29 protein-coding genes are annotated in these 18752 nt (G+C 41.6%); 10 read left to right on the plus strand and 19 right to left on the minus strand.

Annotated elements, in window-relative coordinates; all coding sequences use genetic code 11:
- Genes B9N62_RS10610 through B9N62_RS01870 form a run of 10 tightly spaced genes read right to left on the minus strand, consistent with a single transcriptional unit; the run spans position 1 to position 5584 of the window.
- Positions 1–1233, minus strand: a complete 1233-nt coding sequence (locus B9N62_RS10610; protein ID WP_219336778.1) for a hypothetical protein — start codon at positions 1231–1233, stop codon at positions 1–3.
- The gene (locus tag B9N62_RS01830) at positions 1226–1780 is read right to left on the minus strand and encodes a phage tail protein (protein WP_087584112.1); all 555 of its coding nucleotides are present in this window, start codon (positions 1778–1780) and stop codon (positions 1226–1228) included. The genes B9N62_RS10610 and B9N62_RS01830 overlap by 8 nt, the downstream gene beginning before the upstream one ends.
- A complete protein-coding gene (locus tag B9N62_RS01835) occupies positions 1777–2859 on the minus strand; it encodes a baseplate assembly protein (RefSeq protein ID WP_087584113.1) in 1083 nt (360 codons plus the stop codon). Before B9N62_RS01835 ends, B9N62_RS01830 begins: the two co-directional genes overlap by 4 nt.
- On the minus strand, positions 2856–3140 hold the full coding sequence (locus B9N62_RS01840; RefSeq protein ID WP_087584114.1) for a GPW/gp25 family protein: 285 nt from the start codon (positions 3138–3140) through the stop codon (positions 2856–2858). Before B9N62_RS01840 ends, B9N62_RS01835 begins: the two co-directional genes overlap by 4 nt.
- 1 nt (position 3141) lies before the next feature.
- Positions 3142–3768, minus strand: coding sequence for a phage baseplate assembly protein V (locus B9N62_RS01845; RefSeq protein WP_087584143.1), 627 nt, complete (start codon positions 3766–3768; stop codon positions 3142–3144).
- On the minus strand, positions 3761–4144 hold the full coding sequence (locus B9N62_RS01850) for a hypothetical protein (protein ID WP_087584115.1): 384 nt from the start codon (positions 4142–4144) through the stop codon (positions 3761–3763). The genes B9N62_RS01845 and B9N62_RS01850 overlap by 8 nt, the downstream gene beginning before the upstream one ends.
- A gap of 1 nt (position 4145) precedes the next feature.
- Positions 4146–4382, minus strand: a complete 237-nt coding sequence (locus B9N62_RS01855) for a hypothetical protein (protein ID WP_087584116.1) — start codon at positions 4380–4382, stop codon at positions 4146–4148.
- On the minus strand, positions 4375–4737 hold the full coding sequence (locus B9N62_RS01860) for a hypothetical protein (RefSeq protein WP_087584117.1): 363 nt from the start codon (positions 4735–4737) through the stop codon (positions 4375–4377). Before B9N62_RS01860 ends, B9N62_RS01855 begins: the two co-directional genes overlap by 8 nt.
- Positions 4737–5153, minus strand: a complete 417-nt coding sequence (locus B9N62_RS01865) for a DUF5675 family protein (protein WP_087584118.1) — start codon at positions 5151–5153, stop codon at positions 4737–4739. Before B9N62_RS01865 ends, B9N62_RS01860 begins: the two co-directional genes overlap by 1 nt.
- A complete protein-coding gene (locus B9N62_RS01870; RefSeq protein ID WP_087584119.1) occupies positions 5150–5584 on the minus strand; it encodes a glycoside hydrolase family protein in 435 nt (144 codons plus the stop codon). The genes B9N62_RS01865 and B9N62_RS01870 overlap by 4 nt, the downstream gene beginning before the upstream one ends.
- A gap of 150 nt (positions 5585–5734) precedes the next feature.
- Here B9N62_RS01870 and B9N62_RS01875 point away from each other — a divergent pair, with 150 nt between their 5' ends.
- The 10 genes from B9N62_RS01875 to B9N62_RS01920 all read left to right on the plus strand — a co-directional run bounded on the left by B9N62_RS01875 (position 5735) and on the right by B9N62_RS01920 (position 14258).
- Positions 5735–6187 (plus strand): hypothetical protein, encoded by a 453-nt coding sequence (locus B9N62_RS01875; RefSeq protein ID WP_087584120.1) that lies wholly within the window; start codon positions 5735–5737, stop codon positions 6185–6187.
- Positions 6178–7026 (plus strand): phage protease, encoded by an 849-nt coding sequence (locus B9N62_RS01880; protein ID WP_087584121.1) that lies wholly within the window; start codon positions 6178–6180, stop codon positions 7024–7026. Before B9N62_RS01875 ends, B9N62_RS01880 begins: the two co-directional genes overlap by 10 nt.
- 1 nt (position 7027) lies before the next feature.
- Positions 7028–7354, plus strand: coding sequence for a hypothetical protein (locus B9N62_RS01885; RefSeq protein WP_087584122.1), 327 nt, complete (start codon positions 7028–7030; stop codon positions 7352–7354).
- A gap of 11 nt (positions 7355–7365) precedes the next feature.
- Positions 7366–8334: a major capsid protein gene (locus tag B9N62_RS01890; protein WP_087584123.1), complete on the plus strand. Its 969-nt coding sequence runs from the start codon at positions 7366–7368 to the stop codon at positions 8332–8334.
- Positions 8335–8486: 152 nt separating this feature from the next.
- Positions 8487–8885: a phage protein Gp36 family protein gene (locus B9N62_RS01895; RefSeq protein ID WP_087584124.1), complete on the plus strand. Its 399-nt coding sequence runs from the start codon at positions 8487–8489 to the stop codon at positions 8883–8885.
- Entirely contained in the window at positions 8878–9363 is a 486-nt protein-coding gene (locus B9N62_RS01900; protein ID WP_087584125.1) for a DUF1804 family protein, read from the plus strand. Before B9N62_RS01895 ends, B9N62_RS01900 begins: the two co-directional genes overlap by 8 nt.
- 9 nt (positions 9364–9372) lie before the next feature.
- The gene (terL, locus tag B9N62_RS01905) at positions 9373–11016 is read left to right on the plus strand and encodes a phage terminase large subunit (RefSeq protein ID WP_087584126.1); all 1644 of its coding nucleotides are present in this window, start codon (positions 9373–9375) and stop codon (positions 11014–11016) included.
- Entirely contained in the window at positions 11013–12413 is a 1401-nt protein-coding gene (locus B9N62_RS01910; protein ID WP_087584127.1) for a phage portal protein family protein, read from the plus strand. The genes terL and B9N62_RS01910 overlap by 4 nt, the downstream gene beginning before the upstream one ends.
- The gene (locus B9N62_RS01915; RefSeq protein WP_087584128.1) at positions 12403–13650 is read left to right on the plus strand and encodes a phage head morphogenesis protein; all 1248 of its coding nucleotides are present in this window, start codon (positions 12403–12405) and stop codon (positions 13648–13650) included. The genes B9N62_RS01910 and B9N62_RS01915 overlap by 11 nt, the downstream gene beginning before the upstream one ends.
- Positions 13651–13772: 122 nt before the next feature.
- Complete coding sequence (locus B9N62_RS01920) at positions 13773–14258, plus strand: phage virion morphogenesis protein (RefSeq protein WP_087584129.1); 486 nt, start codon at positions 13773–13775, stop codon at positions 14256–14258.
- On the opposite strand, the gene B9N62_RS01925 is transcribed toward B9N62_RS01920, so the two are convergent.
- The 9 genes from B9N62_RS01925 to B9N62_RS01965 form a co-directional block, all read right to left on the minus strand.
- Entirely contained in the window at positions 14242–14919 is a 678-nt protein-coding gene (locus B9N62_RS01925) for a hypothetical protein (RefSeq protein WP_087584130.1), read from the minus strand. The two genes, B9N62_RS01920 and B9N62_RS01925, sit on opposite strands and share 17 nt — an antisense overlap.
- Entirely contained in the window at positions 14885–15097 is a 213-nt protein-coding gene (locus tag B9N62_RS01930; RefSeq protein WP_087584131.1) for a hypothetical protein, read from the minus strand. The genes B9N62_RS01925 and B9N62_RS01930 overlap by 35 nt, the downstream gene beginning before the upstream one ends.
- A gap of 12 nt (positions 15098–15109) precedes the next feature.
- Entirely contained in the window at positions 15110–15400 is a 291-nt protein-coding gene (locus tag B9N62_RS01935; RefSeq protein WP_087584132.1) for a hypothetical protein, read from the minus strand.
- A complete protein-coding gene (locus B9N62_RS01940; protein WP_087584133.1) occupies positions 15397–15900 on the minus strand; it encodes a phage protein GemA/Gp16 family protein in 504 nt (167 codons plus the stop codon). The genes B9N62_RS01935 and B9N62_RS01940 overlap by 4 nt, the downstream gene beginning before the upstream one ends.
- Before the next feature lies 1 nt (position 15901).
- A complete protein-coding gene (locus B9N62_RS01945) occupies positions 15902–16864 on the minus strand; it encodes an AAA family ATPase (RefSeq protein ID WP_087584134.1) in 963 nt (320 codons plus the stop codon).
- Positions 16864–17067, minus strand: coding sequence for a hypothetical protein (locus B9N62_RS01950; protein WP_087584135.1), 204 nt, complete (start codon positions 17065–17067; stop codon positions 16864–16866). The genes B9N62_RS01945 and B9N62_RS01950 overlap by 1 nt, the downstream gene beginning before the upstream one ends.
- Entirely contained in the window at positions 17057–17698 is a 642-nt protein-coding gene (locus B9N62_RS01955) for a DNA cytosine methyltransferase (protein WP_087584136.1), read from the minus strand. The genes B9N62_RS01950 and B9N62_RS01955 overlap by 11 nt, the downstream gene beginning before the upstream one ends.
- Positions 17699–17892: 194 nt before the next feature.
- Positions 17893–18381: a host-nuclease inhibitor Gam family protein gene (locus B9N62_RS01960; RefSeq protein ID WP_087584137.1), complete on the minus strand. Its 489-nt coding sequence runs from the start codon at positions 18379–18381 to the stop codon at positions 17893–17895.
- 35 nt (positions 18382–18416) lie between these two features.
- Positions 18417–18752 (minus strand): DUF7768 domain-containing protein (locus B9N62_RS01965; protein ID WP_257640160.1); only part of this gene is annotated, 336 nt, incomplete at its 5' end.

Below are 18752 nucleotides of genomic sequence, written 5' to 3' on the forward strand. Positions count from 1 at the left end.
TTAAATTAACCCTATGGCTATCCATCTTAGTGCCGACGCTGCTATGTCGTCACACATATCAGCGTCGAAAAAAGAGTTCGTCACATTGGCACTTTTACACAATCCATCATGCGTTGTATTGTTGTATTCTGTGCTTTCGTTTTGAACGCTTAAAGTTAGCCCTTGCAAAGCTTTAAACGCAAATGGAAATACGACTCTAGTCCTTGAATTTGCAGAAACATTGTATAAAGCGCCCGAAAAGATCATTAGGCTGCCTATTTTTGTACAAATGACGCCACCAACGTTTTGAGTTATCACTAGATTTTGTTTAAATTTTTCAAGGCTTACGAACCTAAAATGACTTAAATTTTCTTTGTCACTTTCTTGTCGTCCTCTAAAACAAATCTCAGATGTATCACCAAAAAGATGATCTTGTGCTTTGGTTTTCATCAGGTAATGTCCAGCTGTTGGATACCTGCACGCGAAGTCGCCCTCGGCATTTAGTTTTATTACTTTGCCTGCTTCGCCTGTTGAAGTTGTGTCAGTAGTTTTTATGAAGTCATTTGATAAAGTATTTTTAAATGTGTTCCACCCGACTACTCTTAGATGATTGCCCTCACTGCCGCCATTTCTAAAAACTATACCTCTACCACTACCAAAAATATCATCTTGTTCTGGTGCGCTTAAGATAAAGTGGTCTGCGCTTACAAACCTGCCTCCAAAGTCGCCGTTTGTATCTGTTGCTACTATTCTGCGCCACGGATGCCAGCCTTTATCATTATTGTTGACGCGGTAGTAGGTATCGCTGCTTCCAGTGCTTGAAATAGTTGATATGGTCTGCTTTATCCAGTCAACATTAAGCCTTTGAACTAGCACGAAACAATTCTTTTGGCCTCCAAAGTCAGGGAATGTACCTTTTGTGCTTGCATCTGTCCTATAAAAGCCTGAAAAGGTATCCGTAGCATCTAGGTTGGCTAATAATGTGACTGTATTTGCTCCTAGTCCATATTCACCTTTTTTGATGAAAGCTGAACTATCAAACCCATCTAGCTTATCGCTATCAGCTGCCTTAGCCGATTTATCAAGCTTTCCATCATTTAGAGTAGTTATACTCTCTTTTAAAAACTTTGTTCTGTTCGCCAGCTGTTTTGCTTGCTTGTTACTGATGCCATCTATCCCGCCTACTACCGGATCGGTTACTTCAAGCTGATAGATGCCTTCTTCCCACTTGTTTTCTTCTTTTAGATTAGCCATTGTATGCTCCGTAATTGAATTGATCGTTGTATTTTATTTGCCCGTCATAGACCACACTGCTTGCTCTATGATCTATGCTTACAAGCACACACCTTGCAGGAGCTGCACTCTTGGCGGCGTCGCTTATTTGTTTTGCTTTTTGTTTTGAAAGAGGAATGCTAGCAATGATGCTATACTCCGCCCAGTGAGTGTTAGAGCCGTAAAACCTACTTTTGTTATGTTTTATGGATCCGTCATATTTTTGACTTAGATTGCCTTCGATGATCACAGCTCCACTATCTACGCTTTGCACCGCCTTTTTGACCGCGTAAAAAGAACCGCTATAAAAGTGAATTTTAAATGCGTTTTTTATAAGCCACCTAGCGTTCGTTTCATTTAGTCCGTCTATATCCACATCAAAGCTAGCGGCTAAGATTGGCAGCAAAGAGGCCGGGCAAGAATCGGCAAGTGTATTGATTACTCCAATGTCAAGACCACCCAATCTAAGCCCGAATAGCTCATCAAGTAGCTTATCAAATTTGCTTTTGTGATTTGGTAGCAGGCTCATAGCTCGGCCTTTTTGTAGCTTAGATTAAAATTTAGCCTTATGAAGCTATCATCATTTACTTTTGTGTCTGTAGCGGGAGCTTTTAAATTCACCCGATATACTCCGTTTTTATGAAGCGTGGAGTAGATATAGCTTAAATTTAGATCCTCGCCTAAGCTTAAACTGCTCCTGCCTGCTTTTATCGTTTTATCGATCTCATCTTGTAAAAACATATCCGTTAGTTCAAGCTGCGCACTGATTGTTATATCTTTGATAGTCGCGTTTTTGACATTTACCGTATCGGTGAGCGGTCTGACCTTTTCACCGTTTAGATGATCCTCTACGCTTTGACGCGTAGCCTCGTTCATATCGGAGGTTTTCAAATAGACATTCACGATACCGGGCCCGCCGTTTAGCACGCTAACTTCTTCGACCTTTGCATTTGCAGAAAGTGCTTGATAGATATATGCTTTTGCGCTTCCAGCCGTTGAAAATCTCTCCAGCGAAAGCACAGCTCTTTGCCTAAGCCTATCATCGCTTTCTTTGTCAGCTCCGCCGCTAAAATTTGATGTTTGTTTGGCTTTGAGCACAAAAGGTAGCGGAGTTTGAATGAGTTCGCATTTAACCGTGCTTTCCTTAATAAACTCATCGAGTATGATTTTACCGGTGGCTTTTAGTTCGCCTCGTTTGATAGTCACACTATCTTTGAGAGTGGCCGTGTCTCCCTTTTCGCTCCTGAATACGCTTTTTGCAGGTACGATGGTATCGCTATCCTTTGTGATAGACAGGCAAAGCTCGATGCCCGCTGTCGGTTTTTCTCCTTTTATCCTTTCTATACCGTATATCGCAACTACGTTGTCAAGATCGCTGCCTGAGGCATAAGGTAAAAGCATACTTTTCACGCTTTCATTTATCCTGGCCCTTAGCAAAAGCTCACGATATGCAAGCGTTTCAAGAAGCGCGGAGAAACGATCGCTTTCAAGTAGTGTGATTTCTTCGTCATTCAAATAGCTTTTAAAAAGCTCTTTAATACCCTTTAAAATATCGTTAAAATTTAGCTTTTCGATAACGTTTGGATATGGTAAATTTTCTAGCTTCATATTTCAATTCCTATCTCATTACCGCTCGTTAAGATGATCTTAAAATTTAGCCTATGGTCTTTTAGGCTGATGAGTTTCACTTCATCTATTTTTACGCGGGGTTCCCACTTTTCAACGGCTTCAATAACGTAGCAGGCAAGATCGGCACGAAATTCATCATCTACTTTTCTGTCTATGAGATCAAATAGACGGCTACCGTAATCAGGTAGCATGACGCGAGATCCTAGCGGAGTGAGGAGTATGTCTTTGATGCTTTCTTCAATACTTGCTAGATATTTCATCTTAGTCCCTTGTATATCCGTTATTTGTATGATTTGTAAGATCTCCGCGTGCATCACTCACATTTCCACCAAATTTAGCGTTACCACCCGTGCTGATAGAACCCGTTATCTTTACATTTCCGTTTATTTCAAAGCTTCCGCTACCCCCACCAGCACCTGCTGTGTTTATGCTGCCCTCGATGAGCGTATTGCCAAGAAGCTTTATGCTATGGCTTTTTACGACGGTGTCGTTTGCCGTTACGGTTACGTTTCTGGCGTTCAAATTTGCGTTTTCGCAGGTTATATTTATCAATTTTGGACTTTTGATTTCAAGAGTCGATGCGGCCGTATCGTAGCTCATGCTTACGCCGTCTTCGAAGCTTACGCGAACCTTTTTATCCGTCGGCTCCTCTTTGTGCGCGCTTTGGTAGAGTCCGCGAAGTATAACGCCGCTATTTAGATCGCCTCTAATAGGTAAGACTAAAACCTGTTCGCCCGCTCTAATGGGCGAAAAGCTTACGGCAAAGGAGTTTGAGAAGCTTTGAAATACCGGCAAAAAATCGGTAACCATCGAGCCTACGGCTACTCTTGCCTTATCGCCGCGAACCTCGCTAATCGTTGCGACTTCTATAAAATATTCTCTACTCATCGCCAATATGCTCGCTAAATTTATTATTTTTAATAGGTCGCCTTCGTCTCACGTTTTGTTTTATCTCTTTTACGTCGTCGTGAATTTCGTTTAGTTTTTGGCGGTTCGCGCCGTTTTCGGTGCGTAGCGTTTCCACTAGCTCTCTGGTGGCGGCCGTGTTGTTATTTATAGCTTCGTTGCTTCTTACGGAAATATCCACCAAAATTTCGGAGTTTTTGTTCGCGGTTTTGTTTAGTAGCCAAAAGATCACTACAAATACTATAAAGCCGAAAATCACCATAAAGACCAAAAATTCATTCGCTCCCCAAGCTCCGGCGGAGTTTATAAGTCCCGTAGTTTCTTTGATTTCGTCGCTAAAATTTAGGCTATTTTCCATTTTATTCCTTTATTCCCAGGCATTGTTTTAGTTTTTTTTCGCAATCGCGGTAATAGATCATCTTTGCCTTATGCGTCTCAAATTTGCCGTCGTCTTTTGGTTTATCGGGCATCTTTGCATTGCATTTTACGGGCACGTATTTTTCTTGATAAACTATGTGCGGCTCGCTCGTTTGAGGTTTGGCCGCGCAGCCCGTAAATATCAAAACAAACAGACAAAAAATCCAAATCCTAATCATGAAATAGCTCCTTATATGCAGCTAGTTCAGCCTCGCAGCTTTTATCTTTGACGTAGATTTTCTTTATTCTCTCGGCCTCTTTTGACGGAGTATCGTCGATCTCTACCGCGGCGGCCTTTATAGCTTCGTTTTGCAAAGAAAGAGACACGTTGCAGGCGTTTAGGTTATTTTTGGCCGTAGCGTAGTCCTTGGTCAGTCGCTCGTTTTTCTCTTTTGCGCTTTCAAGGTCTTTAAGCAAGACGGAATTTTCGCCCTCTAGCCTTGATTTTTCGAGAAACAAATTTACGCAAGCAAAACCCAAAAGCGCAGCTAAGGCAAAGCCTACAATAGAAAGTTTAGTTGTTGAAAAGCCCATCAAACACCCTTATTTATGATTTCTACGGTTAGCGGCTTATTTTTGGCTCGCTCCATAAAGGCCTCAAGCGTCTTTTTGCTATCGTAAATCCCTCTTTCGTCCGCTTTCGCGCCTAGCAAAACGCAGCCTAGCGTATCTTTGGGGTAGTTCCCCGCGTGAATGAGTATACGGCGGTTTTTGCTTACCTTTTCATTAAAAAGCGTCGCTAGAACCAGTCCGAAGCGCGGGCTATACTCCCACGCCGTCTCGTATACTCCTTGCGGCACGCGTAGATCTCGCCCCGGCGTTACACAGTCTTCGCCAGCGGGTTCAAGAGTATAGCCTGAAAGTAGCGACTTTTCGTCCGCTTCGCACAGTTCGAACTTTCCTATCGTACCGTCACTTATATTTTTAAAGCGCGTTATCGTTAACTTCACAATAAGCCTCCTAATACCTTTTTTGCTCTGTTTGGAGTTTGTTTCGCCCAAAGAGAGCTCATGCCGCTTTGATAAGCGGCTTCGTATTCGCCCATTCTTATATAGTGCATCGTGGTTACGAATTTCTTCACCTTTGAAACGCCTAGCTGATAGGCCATTTCTATCACTACTTCTTGGATGTTTTGCGGTTTTTCCTTTAACCAATCAAATGTCGCGAATACCGCGGCGGTTAGTTTTTGGAGCTTGAGCTCTAAAATTTTATCGGCCGTTTCTTTGCTCATGGGTTCGTATTTGCCGCCGTTTAGTGCTAGCTCGTCGGCCGTAAGTGCGGCAAGCAAAAAGCCGTAGCCGATAGTCGGTCTTCCTAAGTTGTCCTCGTACCTATGGTCTTCAAGGCCCTCATTTTCTTTGATTTTTTCTATTAAGGTCATGGCATTCTCCAAACTTTTGCCGCAATATTACGCCATACCCATCCCAAAATCTATCACGATTTTTTGTCAAAAAACTTTGTCAAAGTCCTGTAATAGATTTTCGGCGCGAAACATTTCATAATTGCGCCAAAAATACACCAAAGGTGCTAAATGCTAGAAGAATTTGAAAAAGAACTTATAAACACGATTAAAGAAGCGGCCGAACCCAAAAACTCGGTAATTAGAGCGTATTTGGGCGAGTTTAACAACAAAGAAGAGATGGAACTATTGATAAAAGGAGGCGAGAGCTTCGTATTCGTAGAGTTCGTGGATGAAAAATACGAAAACGTAGTAGAACGAAGCGCGACGTATAATATCCATATACTAGCCTGCACTTCAAACAAAAATCAAAACTACCGACAAGCCAATAAATTTAAAGCCTACGCTCTATGCGAGGCGATAGATGAAAAGCTAAGAAACTCAAATTTATGTAACGAGTTTAGGATAGAGCCCCAAAGCGCTAAGGCGTCGCTAAACGATATTACCGACTACGGCTACGTCTACGTGCTCACCAGGCAGATACGAACACAATTTTTAGAAAAGGACGAATTCTTATGCTCATAACAAAAGACTTAATCGCGCTAAAGGACGATAAAGAAGAAGTTTTAAGCGAAATTTGCCTGGCCGTAACCGGCTTTTGGCAAGGACATGCTGGAGGAACGTTTAGTATAGACGCTGCAGACATAGAAAAAATGAAGCTAAATTTCGACAAGCGTAGCCTAGATATAGTGATCGACTACGAGCACCAAACTTTAAGCGGAGAGATAGCGCCCGCGGCGGGCTGGATAAAAGAGCTTTTTATAAAAGACGGTGCGCTTTACGGGCGCGTAAGTTGGACGGCCAAAGCAAAAGAATTCATCAAAAACGGTGAATATAAATATCTTAGCCCGGTTTACGACTTTATGGGTGTAGACGAAAAGACAGGAGCTTGGCAGGGCTGCACATTGCACTCGGCGGCGCTAACCAATAAGCCGTTTTTAGACGAACTCGGAGAAGTAAGAGCGAATAAAAATTTCACAAAGGAGACGAGCATGGATGATACGAAAAATCCAAAAGGCGAGCCGCAGGCTCAGGCTGCTATGCAAAACGGCACGAACTATGAGGCTCAGATAGTCGAGCTAAAAAATCAGCTTAACACCTCTAAACAAGAGGTTGCTGCGCTAAAAGAGCAACTAGCTCAAAGCGCGGTAGACGGAGCCATTATCGCAAATAAGCTGCAAGAAAGTCAAAAGCAGTGGGCACTCAGTTACGCAAAAGCCGATTTAAAAGGCTTTAACGAGTTTTTAAAAGGCGTTATGCTGCCGCAGCAAAAAACGAGCATACCGAGCAACGATATGTTTGCCAACAAAAGCCAATCGGACGCAGAAATAGATGTCGTTAAATTTGCATTAGGAGGAGAATAAGATGTCAAACGAACAGAAAAAGCCAAAGACCATCGGAGATGTGGTCGTAAACAAGGTGCTTGGCGTTAACGCCAAAGTAGAGACTACAAAGACCTTAGAGTGCGGAGCCGTGCTGTTTAGTATTAACGGTGGCGAGAGTTTTGCGGCCGTAACTAGCGACAATCAAACCGCTACTATCGCAAACGCTTCCGCGGTATTTGGGGTACTTTGCGACAACGTAGAGGCCACAGGGGACGCAGACGTGCTGGTGCTTGGCGAAGTGATGCTGGAAAACGCCGCCGCGGAGCTAAAAACCGCACTGTTCAAACAAAAAATTATAGTGAGATAAGGAGATAAAAAATGGATGAACTTTTAAAAAAATTTACGGTCGAGGCGATGACTGAGATCATAATTCAGACTAAGGTCGATCAAAGTTTTATAACGGATACGTTTTTTAAAAAATGGACTCCGACGCTTTCCAATACCCATAACATTATCATCGAAAAAGGCGCGAGCATAATCCTTGAAAGCGTTAGCGAAAACGGAGAGCACTTGGTGACGAAAAATCCCGACCAAACTATTATCTCTGTACCGCTTCCTCGCTTCCCGCAGTATGATCCACTCCCGGCTAGCGAGATGAATTTACTAAGAACGCTCAATACTCAAAGCGAGCAGCTTAAATCATTGTCTGCGGCTATCGGCAAAATACTAGCTAGCCAAAAGAGCAAGATCACCAACACCGTAGAGTATATGGCCATAGGCGCTATTTTCGGTAAGGTAATGGATGGCAAAGGAAAGGTGCTGTTTGAGCTTAGTGCAAATAGAAAAGAGATAACTATCACGAATGCGACTAAGATATTGGAATTATTGAGCGATATCGAAGCAGCTCAAAAAGAGGTATTGGGCGTTGCAAAGCCGTATATCGCGCTAGTAACTAGAGAGCTTTTTGGCGAGCTGCTTAAACTAGCCGAAGCCCAGGAGATTCTAAAGCTAAAATCCTGCGAAGTCATTGACAGTAACGGCGTTTTAACCCTTAAACTTTTTGGCAAGACCTTTATGCCTTACGATGCCTCGTACAAAAACACAAAAGGCAAAGATACGAGCTACATGAGCGGTAAAAAAGGCGTAGTAGTGCCTTTGATGGACGATATCTTTGAGATAGTTTATACGAGAGCCAATCACACGTCTGCCATCGGCAAAGCTCCGACTAAATTCTTTGCTGCGGCTCCCGAGGTGCTCGACAAAGGTATGGGCTGGGGAATTGTTAGCGAAAGCAGACCGCTTCCGATCTGCAATAGGCTTGACGCGATCATCGAGTTAAAAATGTAATAAATCAATTTAAAAGGGCTTCACGCCCTTTTAAATCAAAAACGACTAAAAATACGAGAAAAATATTTTAAACGTTTTAACGCGCTTTTAACGCTCGCTAAAAGCTAATAACGAATACGGTCAAAAGGTTTAAAATATTTGGAGACAAAATAATGGTTTTAACAAACGAGGATCTACTAAAAGAAGTTTCTACTAGAGAGTTGCAAGAGCTCAGCGACTTTGAAGGAAGCGGCGCCGTTAATCAAGGCATCATAGACGATAGCGTAAACGATGCCTTGGCTTATATCTCTTCTTTTATCAAGCTTCCGCAAAACCCTACGCCACTACTAAAAGACATCGGCGTAAATTTGACTATTATCGAGCTCAAAAAGCGCAATAACTTTCCCAAAGAGGCGCTGAATGAGCAGATAGAAAAGATGGATACCCTACTTTTGAAGATGGCTAACAAGAAGCTTCCGAGCCAAATAGAAGACGATAGTGCGCCCAGGCTCGGCATAAGAGCATTTAGGCACAGCGAGAAAAAAATGGACTTAAAGGATTTAAATGGCTGAGAAACCGAATATCAAAGAGCTAGCAAAAGAGCTATATTTAAAAGGCTTTAGCCTTGAGCGCATAGCTGAAATTTTAAACAAGACCGTAAAAACCATAAAAAACTACAAATCTCAAAACGGCGACTGGGACGAACTAAAAGCCGCAAGCTATCTAAACAAAAGTGGCGAAGATAAACAAAACATCTATCAAAACTTTATCGAAGAGATGCGCCTGGCGGTCAAAGATATAAGAGAAAGCGAACTGCCCGCGGGTAAAAAGGCCGAGGCGCTTTCAAAGATAGGCGACAGCTTCGTGAAGATGACCAAAGTTGCAAGCTACGAAAATCCGGCGGCGTACCGCTTAAGCATCGCTAAAAAGGTCATTATGCTGGTAGTCGATAAATTTAAAGACGACGAGAACAAAGAGTGTATCAAAAAACTCGTAGAGCTCATCGAGAGCGAAAAATTTATTAAAGCTATCGAAGAGCTCGACGTTTAGGAAGAATACATGCTTTTTTCAAAAGACGAACTAGATAGCTTTTTAGAGGATAGCCGCGAAAGCCATAGGCAAGCGGGCGCCGTGGAACCAGAACTCAGCAAGCTCACGCGCAAAGACTTTTATGGCTGGCTGGAGGAGCTTAGTGGTGAGCTAAAAGAGCAGATACATCTAAATAGTCCTCTATCTCCTAAAGATAGGGTCGCAAGAGTAAAACGCGCCGAGCACGATTTTATGTTTTTTGCAAGGACTTATTTCCCACACTATTTTAGCATTAGCAGCTCTTGCGCGCTTCACGAAGATCTAGCGCAGATTTTTGAAGCTATGACGCAAAACACAAGCGGAGACAAATATGCCCGCGCCGCGCCGCGCGGTCATGCAAAGACCACGTATTGCTCACAGCTTCTTCCGCTTTGGTGTATTTGTTTTGGCAAGAAGCGATTTATAGTCGAAATTTCAGATGCTGTGGAGCTCGTCGAGGGGTGTCTTGAAGCCATTAAAGCCGAACTTGAGGACAACGCAAATTTAAAAATGGACTTCCCGCACGTTTGCGGCGCAAGCAAAAATTGGAAGATAGGCGAGTTCGTATCCAAAAACGGAGTCAAGCTTAAGGCGTTTGGCTCTGGTAAAAGACTGCGCGGTGTGAAGTTCGGCGTATACCGCCCCGATCTAGTAGTCCTAGATGACCTAGAAAACGATACCAACGTGCGCAGTAAAGAGCAGCGCGACAAGCTCGAGGAGTGGCTAGACGAAGCGGTTTTAAATTTGGGCAGCGTAGACGGTAGCCTCGACGTGCTTTATATTGGCACCGTACTTCACGCGGATAGCGTTTTAGCCAGGAAACTCAAACTCAAATTTTGGAACGCCAAAAAGTACCAAAGCATCATAAATTTCCCAAAGCGTATGGATTTATGGGAGAGATGGAGCGAGCTTTACAAAAATGTCTCGAAAGAGGCTAGCGAAACCTTTTATTTAAAAAACAAAGCCCTTATGGACGACGGGGCGCGGGTACTTTGGGAGGATGCACTACCGATTTTAAAACTCATGCAAAAGCGCTCCGAAAACTTAAAATCTTTTAACAAAGAGCAGCAAAACGATCCGCGTATCGAAACTCAAATTTTCACCAAAGAGAGTATGCATTTTTACCGCGAGCTTCCGAGGTGCGATTACTTCGTTATGTATATCGACCCCGCAGGCGAAAAGAAAAAGAGCGACTACACGGCTATAACGGTGCTAGGAGTAAGCAGGGCAGAAGCCAAGATATATGTAGCAGAAAGCATAGTAGAGGTCATGAAGACCAAAAAGACAATCAAAGAGATCATTAGGCTTAACCAGCTCTATAAATGCCGCATTTGCGCGATAGAGAGCAACGGCGGGCAGGAGTTTTTTAGAGGCTGGATCAGAGAAAAGGCCTTCGAGATAGGCGTTAAACTACCTTTAAAAGGTGTGAATAATACCGCAAGCAAAGGGCAAAGAATAGAGGAGCTTGAAGTGCCTATAGAGGACGGCGAAATACTCTTCCATCAAAGCCAAAGCCTGCTTATCGAGCAGCTTACGGAGTATCCCGAAGCCAAGCACGACGACGCGCCCGACAGCTTGGCGGGCGCATACGACTTAACGAAACTAAAAAAGAAAGTAAAAAGGCGCAATAGATGAGTAAGAAAAAATCAAATTTCAAACGATTAAAATTAAACAACAAAAACGAAAGCCAATCTCAGACGATACCCATAAAGCGCAAAACGGCAGCTCTCATCCCCCAAAACGGTACCCTGATAGATTTGCTGATAAATACGGGAGTTTCCAGCATTGGCGACGACGATATGGATATGATACTAGCCGATCTTACCGTTACGCAGTGCGACGTGAGCCGCAAGTCCGTGACCGAGAAAAAAGAGATCCAAATCGTTTGCGACGATGAAAAAATTAAGGACGAATTTAAAAAGATTTTTAACCCCGACGTCGTCAGCCAAATTTTAGAGACCTATCTTTACGGGCTAAACGTATTCGAGGTTAACTACAAAGAAAAAGAAGGGCTTGTGTACCCAAGACTCGTGCAGCGTGATTTTAGGCAATTTAAATTTAACGACGTGGGCGAGTTCACATTTAATGCAAGCGGAAGCGAGCGAAGTATTCCGCCTTTAAAAGTTATATACGCATTAAACAGAGCGAATTTTAGAAAGGTATACGGAGATGGGCTGCTTAAAAAGCTGTATTTCCCCGTCAAGATGAAAAACGCCAGTTTAAAGTTTTGGTTTAGGTTTTTAGAAAAATTCGGATCGCCCTGGGCGATAGCAAAAACTAGCTACGAGCCCGACGAAATGGCTGCGGAAGTGCAAGCTATGCTTAGCGGCGATAGCGCGGTCATAGACACGGACGAGGAGATCACGCTGGTGCAGCCTACCTCAAACGTAGATTTCACTAGGCTTCCCGCATACCTCGATAATCAAATCAGCAAGGCTATTTTAGGCGCAAATTTGACTAGCGACGTAAAAGAGGGAAGCTATGCCGCAGCGAAGACGCATAACGAGATTAGAGAGGATCTGGCCGCAAACGATGCTAAAATTTTAATCTTCGTGATGAACAAGGTCATAAACTTTTTTAAGGAGATAAACGGCTATAACGGCGAGCTTTACGCCAAACTATTCGACGAAGACGCTCCTAATACTGAGCGCGCTACAAGAGACAAGACGCTATACGATATGGGCTTCACGCCTACGAAAAAATACATAACCTCTGTATATAATATCGAGCTGGACGATAACGAGCAAGCGCAAGAAAAAGACCTAAATTTAAAGGCTAATAAAGCGAATTTAACGGCTTTAAAAGGCTCTTTAAAGGCTTTAGATAGGTTTGATAAGGCTACGGACGAGATGGATATAGAGGACGGCGAGATAGAAGCGGTCTTAAATAAACTAATCGCAAGTAGCGAGACTTACGAAGAGGCTTTCGATAAGCTTTACGAGCTTTACGATCTACCCTTTGAAAAGCTTGAACCCTTGATGTTTAAAGCCGTAGCCAATGCTCAGATGTTGGGATATCTAGATGAAATTTAGTTTTTTCGAGGAGCCTACGGCGGTTTATGAATATTTAAAGAGCAAAAAGCCGGAGATCCATTTCGATTACGACGAGATCATGCACGACGCCCACAAAAAGGCTTTTACTGTCGCAAAGATGATGAATTTAGATCTTTTAAAGGATACGCAGGCTTCGCTCGCCAAAGCCTTTAAAGAGGGCGTTGGGTTTGACGAGTGGAAAAAGAGCGTAAAGCCTATGCTTGCAAAGAAAGGCTGGCTAGGAAATATCAAGGTAAAAGATCCAAAGACTGGCGAAGAAAAAGGAATTTACGTAGGCAATAGAAGATTAAGAACTATATTTAACACCAATATGAGAACGGCCTATGCCAAGGCTAGGTATGAAAGCCAGATACAAAGCCTAGGCGAATACTTCCGCTATACCGCCGTGCTAGACGGCAGGACCAGAGAAGCCCACAGGAAGCTTCACGGCAAGACCCTGCCCAAGACGGATAAATTTTGGGATACCAATTATCCGCCAAACGGCTGGGGGTGCCGCTGCAAGGTGCAGGTGCTTACAGAGGCTGAGTGTATAGCTAGAGGCATCGTGCCGCTTGCAGATGGATCGTTTTTGCCACAAGCTGCAGAAAAAGATTTTAGATACAACCCAGGTAAAATCGATAAGACAGACGAAATTTTAAAAGATAAGCAAAATAAGGCCTTGGGCGCCATTACTTCAACTCTTGCAAAGAAAAATTTAAAGCAGGCATTAGAAAACTTCGAGCATGAAAGAGATATTTATGTTTGGCAAAAAAGCTTAGATGATATGGTAAATGCCGTAATTGGCGGTAAAATCATCAAAGATAAAATTTATCAGGTGGCTCAAGTAGGGGAGTTAAAGCAAAGTATCAAGAAAAATCTAAAAATCATCGACGTAGAGCCCAAAGCATCCAGTATAGCCGTTTATCAAAACACCATCTCGCACATCACGAGAGATAGCAAGCCGAAGGGAAAAGAGCCCAATATCGATGAAATAAAAGCCGTAGTAGGCGTATTTGACGAAGCTAAACGCGTATTTTACGATAAAAAGGACAATGTTTTACTATATTTTTATAATAGCCTACAAAACGATAACATGGTAAATTACGCCGTCATCCGCCTAGACTATACACTTAAAAAATTTAAAACCGATAATTTTATAGCGACTATTACGAGGATACCCGTAGAAAATTATAAAGCTATTTTGAAAGATAAAAAAAGATATATAAAGATAAAGTAGACAAGGCCGGGCATCGAACCCAAGTCATATACAGCTTGCTTTTGCAACTGGAACCCTGCCAAATCTGGGCCATCTCTTATCTACTTTGTGTAATTATACCACATTTTAAGGGGACAAACGCAATGATAGAAGTTAAAGGCCTAGAAGAGCTGCAAATGAAGCTAAAATCTCTGCAAAATATCGAGAAAAAAACCAAGCCGCTAATGCAAACGCTAGGCAATATCTTACAAAACGAAATAGAAGCTAGTTTTGAGAACGAGAGCAGTCCGTTCGGACAAAAATGGCAGGCCTTGAAACCTAGTACGATTAGGCAAAAACAAAAACTAGGAAAGTCATCTAATATTTTAAGATCGGACGGAAATTTGGCGGATAAATGGATAGTTAAAGCAGACGATAAAAAAGCCACGGTATCTAATAATACGAATAAAAACGGCTTTGCTTACGGGTTAGTTCATCAATTCGGCACCAATAAGGCGGGACGAAGTAAAAACGTAAGAATCGCGGCTCGCCCGTTCTTGCCAGTGGATAAAAGTGGACATTTGCCAAATAGGACAAAGCAGGCTATCGAAGATGCAACGATAGAATTTATAATCAACAAGTTAAAGTAAGTATATCCGTCAAATTATCTTTAAAATCTTTGAGTGTCTTGATGATAGAATTTGCAGCTCCTATTTTTGCATATATCCACTTTATTTTTTCTAGTATCCGTGGATCTTTTATGTTTAAAATAGTTTTACCATATAAAAAGAATTTGCCTATAAAAAGAGTATGAAGTTTATCAATCGCTCTATTAGAGCCAATTATCTTACTTTCTTCCTTTGCCTCTTTCACGATAAGGCAAAGTTGTTTTAAAGTCTCTTTTTGTTCTTCATTGATGTCTGCATCTTGTATTTCACTTTCAAACTCTACGACAATATCAACTATCTCATCAATATTTACTTCGTTTTGGAATTTATTTTTATCTTTGTAATGCGAGAATATAGATTTAATAAGCTTTTCTTGCGTTAAATTTAACGTATCTCTAAAAAGTATCATTTCTCTTTTTGCATTCAGGGTAGATATGATCTGTAACACATCTGTTAGAGTATCATCCGCAGCTCCTATTTCTTTTAATACATATTTGCAATGCTCACAAAGCAAATTACGCTTTTTAAGTAGCTTTAATTCATCATATTCGTTGAATGCTTCTTTTAAAATTTGCTCAAGAGATGCGCCACCATCTTTTCGCGCCAGCTCACAAAGCTTGATTAATATCTCTTCTGCTGCCATTTTCCGCCCACTTTATAAGAGTTTCTACCTCATCCATCTTTATCTTTAAGGCTTTTACACATACACTAAATGACTTACCTGGTAATATATCGCTTTGGCTTAAATTTAAGATAGATTGCTTTATTATATCAATACTTTCATCGATCGTTCTTAAATTTTCGTATATTTCTTTTTGCATTTTCATCCTTTCTTATTGTTCGCATTCAAACAAACTCGGCTCTCTAACTTCTTTTGTGATGCTGCTTATAGTGTTGTAGCTTAGATTATGAACTTGGGCTAGTTCTCTTATAACTACGGAGCTATTCTTGCCTGCTCTTATGCCTTCATCGTATTGTCTTAGTATGTCCTGATTTCTAAATGTCGCCTTGTAGCTTGGTACATAGATACTAGCTCCACCATATTCTTTGATGATCTCGCTTATATCGGAGCTTTCCTTGACCTTATTATAAAATTCAACGAATAGATCGAAGTTATTTATCATTTGTAGTATTTGTCTTTCATTTGAATAAGGGCTTGCACGACGTCGGCAGCATCAGTCCTTGACAAAAATTTAAGATGCAAAGGCCTGATTTTAACTATCCTAAAAATAAACTCTCTTAGAGCCATACCCGTTTTTACGTTGGCTATCTCTTCCCAGATACCGGCAATAGTTTCAAGTTGTTTTTTAGTGGCGTATAGGCTTCCTTTAGCGGGCGTTAGATCTTCGCCGGCTATAAAAGAAGGACTAGACGTTTTGTGTACTTTGGTTTTGCGGGTTGCTTTGCTTTTTCGCGCAGGTCTTTTAAAATTTGTGTCTTTATGGGGCTTATATCCCACAACCTCTAGCACGACCCTAAGCTCCTCTATACTTAGCTCTTTTAGGCTATCTTTGCCAAATTGTGCTTGTAAATACACCTTCCTGCACTCGTCATCCACGAAATAGTTGTGCTTTAACGTTTGTATCATCTTGATATAGTACTTTTTAAGCTCGCTCGTATTCATTCTAAACCGCCAAATTTAAGGTATTTTCTCTCATAGTTGTAATAGTTGTATCGGTTGTAGTCTCTGCTTTACAACTATATATCACGCTCTTGCCCATTTTACGGCTAAACCATAGCTTGCCGTCGAATTTATCGAGGCAATCCCTAGCCGTTCTATCGTCTTTTTCGTAATTCATAGCGTTTAGCAGCTCGGTCTTGTTTAGATCTCCGCCGGCTAGTATCTTTTGCGCTAGAGTAGTAAAATTTAGCTCGTATTCGCTCATTCTAGCTACCTCTACATCAAGCTCGTTTAGTTCTAAATTTAGCGTTTTTACGCAAAAACCGCTATCTTTTACTCCGGCTCTTTCTTTGGCTACTTCAAGTAAGAAATTTAACTCGTTTTCCTTACTAGGGCGTTTTAATAGATGATACATAACGTCGAGAGAATTCCTTATATGGTTACTGCCTTGATAGTTTTTACCGTCTTTGTTGGAGTGATGCAGGATGATCACGGTGGCTCCCGCTTCGCGCAAATTCTTAAGCGCGCCAAATAGTCTATTTATACGGTTATCGTTGTTAATGTCTACGAAATCACGCAAACTATCTAGTATAAAAACGCAATCTTTATAAGCTTTACCTACGGCGTTTTCTTCTAGCTTTAGAACAAGTTCAAATCCGCAAAGCTCCAAAGTAGAGCGCTGGATATAATTCATATTCTCGTAGCTTTCTATAAGTAGCCTATCTACGCCGCGCTGTTTGAGTACGCCTACGGGGTTGTCGTAGTCTATAAAAAACACCCTTTGACCCTCTTTGCAAAGTTTTTTAGCTAGAGCAAAGGCCATATAGCTTTTGCCCGTGCCGCCGTCCGCGTAGATTAGTGTGATTAGCTGCTTTACTAAAAAGCCCTCTATCAAAAACTCGACCTTTTCGTTGAAACTATCCTTGGTTAGGCTAGAACTTTTTAAAAACTCGAAAATTTCGCTCATTATAATCCTTTTTTCCACAGCTCTTTTTCTAAAAATGCACGGCTTAAACCACTACACCTAGCTAGTTTTGACACGTTTAGCCTTCCGTTTTTAAAGCGGTAAAAACTAAGATCGTAGCTTAGGACATTATTAAGTCTAGCTTGATACAATGATCTCTTTTTTGCGTGTAGATTATTGAGGTGATTTTTTTGTTTAGTCGTCATTAAACAATCCTAAGTCGGGTTCTTTTTGGGTTTTTATTCCATTATTTATCGCGCACCTAAAAACGTATTCTCCAAGCTCATAATTAACCTCGTTTCGCAATACTTGACGCTTATTTTTTATATCCTTGAAGGTCGTTATATCAAAGTCTTTAAAATTGCCGAGCTTAACGTCTGCTATGGCTATCTCGGATTTAAAATATTTTTTGGCGATATGAAAATTGCACCAAAAATAGTGCCTACCGAGTAAAACGTTAGGCGTTATCAGCGGAGTATAAAAGGGTATCACGTTTTCGACCACCCACTTTGCTCGACATCTTTTTTGAAGATACGTTATCAAGGCATAAAGGTTAAAATCGGGCAATTTTCTTGAATTTTTCCATCTAACGTTGCCGAAATTTAGTTTTGAATGCGTTTGACATGGCGGCGAGGCCCAGATAAAATCAAACTCGTCGTAATGCTTTGCCACATAATCATACGCATCGGCAATAATTATCTCATCGTTTGGGTAACGGAAAGCGTAAGCGCGCGCTACGGCTTCGTCAAGCTCGACGGCCGTTACATTTATATTCGTTATGCTATCCCATAGTTTTCGGTTTCCGCCGAGCCCTGCGAATAAATTTAGAACTCTCAACTATTGTTCCTTAAAATTAAACCTTTTAAAGAGCGTTAAAGTGGTTTAAAACGCTCTTTAAAGGGCTCAAAGCCCTTTAACGCGAATTCTTAACTTCGCTCGCCTTACAAATCTAGGCAAAAGCCTATCTTTGCTATCTATTAACTTTTTATATTCACTCCAATAGATTTGAAAATCACTTTTTATATACTTGTTCATTTCCCTACCTCCAAACTCTCTATTTTAGGCACTATCCTAAAATTATCTTTTACCACCCTTTTAAGACCGAGCTTTACCAAATCCTCGTCTTTTAGCTCTGCAAGCGCTTCTTTGTTAGGCTTTTCCTCGTATATAATGCACTCTTTACCTAGCCCAAACGCCTTTATGGAGTTTAGCAAACTCTCAAGCTTGGCTTTTACGCTAGGTACTCTTACGCTTTTGCTTATGCGGTAGCCGATCTCGCCGAAAGTAAATTCTTTTGAGCGTTTTTCGGCAAATTCGGCCTTATTATCCTCGCAAAAAAGCGTTATTTGCTGCTCTATGTAGCTTTTTTCGCTTTCTAGCCTTTCGACTTCGCTTTTTCTAGCTTCTTTTATGCGGTTGCACTCAAGCGTTACTTCTCCGTTTATCTTCTCTATCCCTACGCTTACCTCGCAAAGCCTTTTTAAGGCAACATCAACATCGCTAAAACTATTTATTTGCATCTTTTACTCCTCATTAAAAATTTTTATTAACCCTATCACTCAAACAAACTAAATCTAAGCTCACTAAGACCATATTCTTTAGCCCATGCTGCCTCTTGTGCCATGCCCTCGCTCTTATCGCTCCACTTGCATGTATAGCGGTAGTAGTAGCTGCACACTCTAAGCAGCTCTTCGCAGTTTTTCATTACTCTTTCACGCTCAAGCTCGCTATATATATCCATCCACGCAAGCACGGGCGAGATAGGCTCGTAGCCGTTTTGCCTGACGATAGCGCAAGCCTGCTGCGCTATTTGCTTTGCATAATAGTTTCTGTCTTTATCTTTGCACTCGATGCTAGCATAAGGCGTAGAAACAAAGACGAGTCTTGCTGT

It is taken from the genome of Campylobacter concisus, from assembly GCF_002165785.1.
GTDB lineage: Bacteria > Campylobacterota > Campylobacteria > Campylobacterales > Campylobacteraceae > Campylobacter_A > Campylobacter_A concisus_W.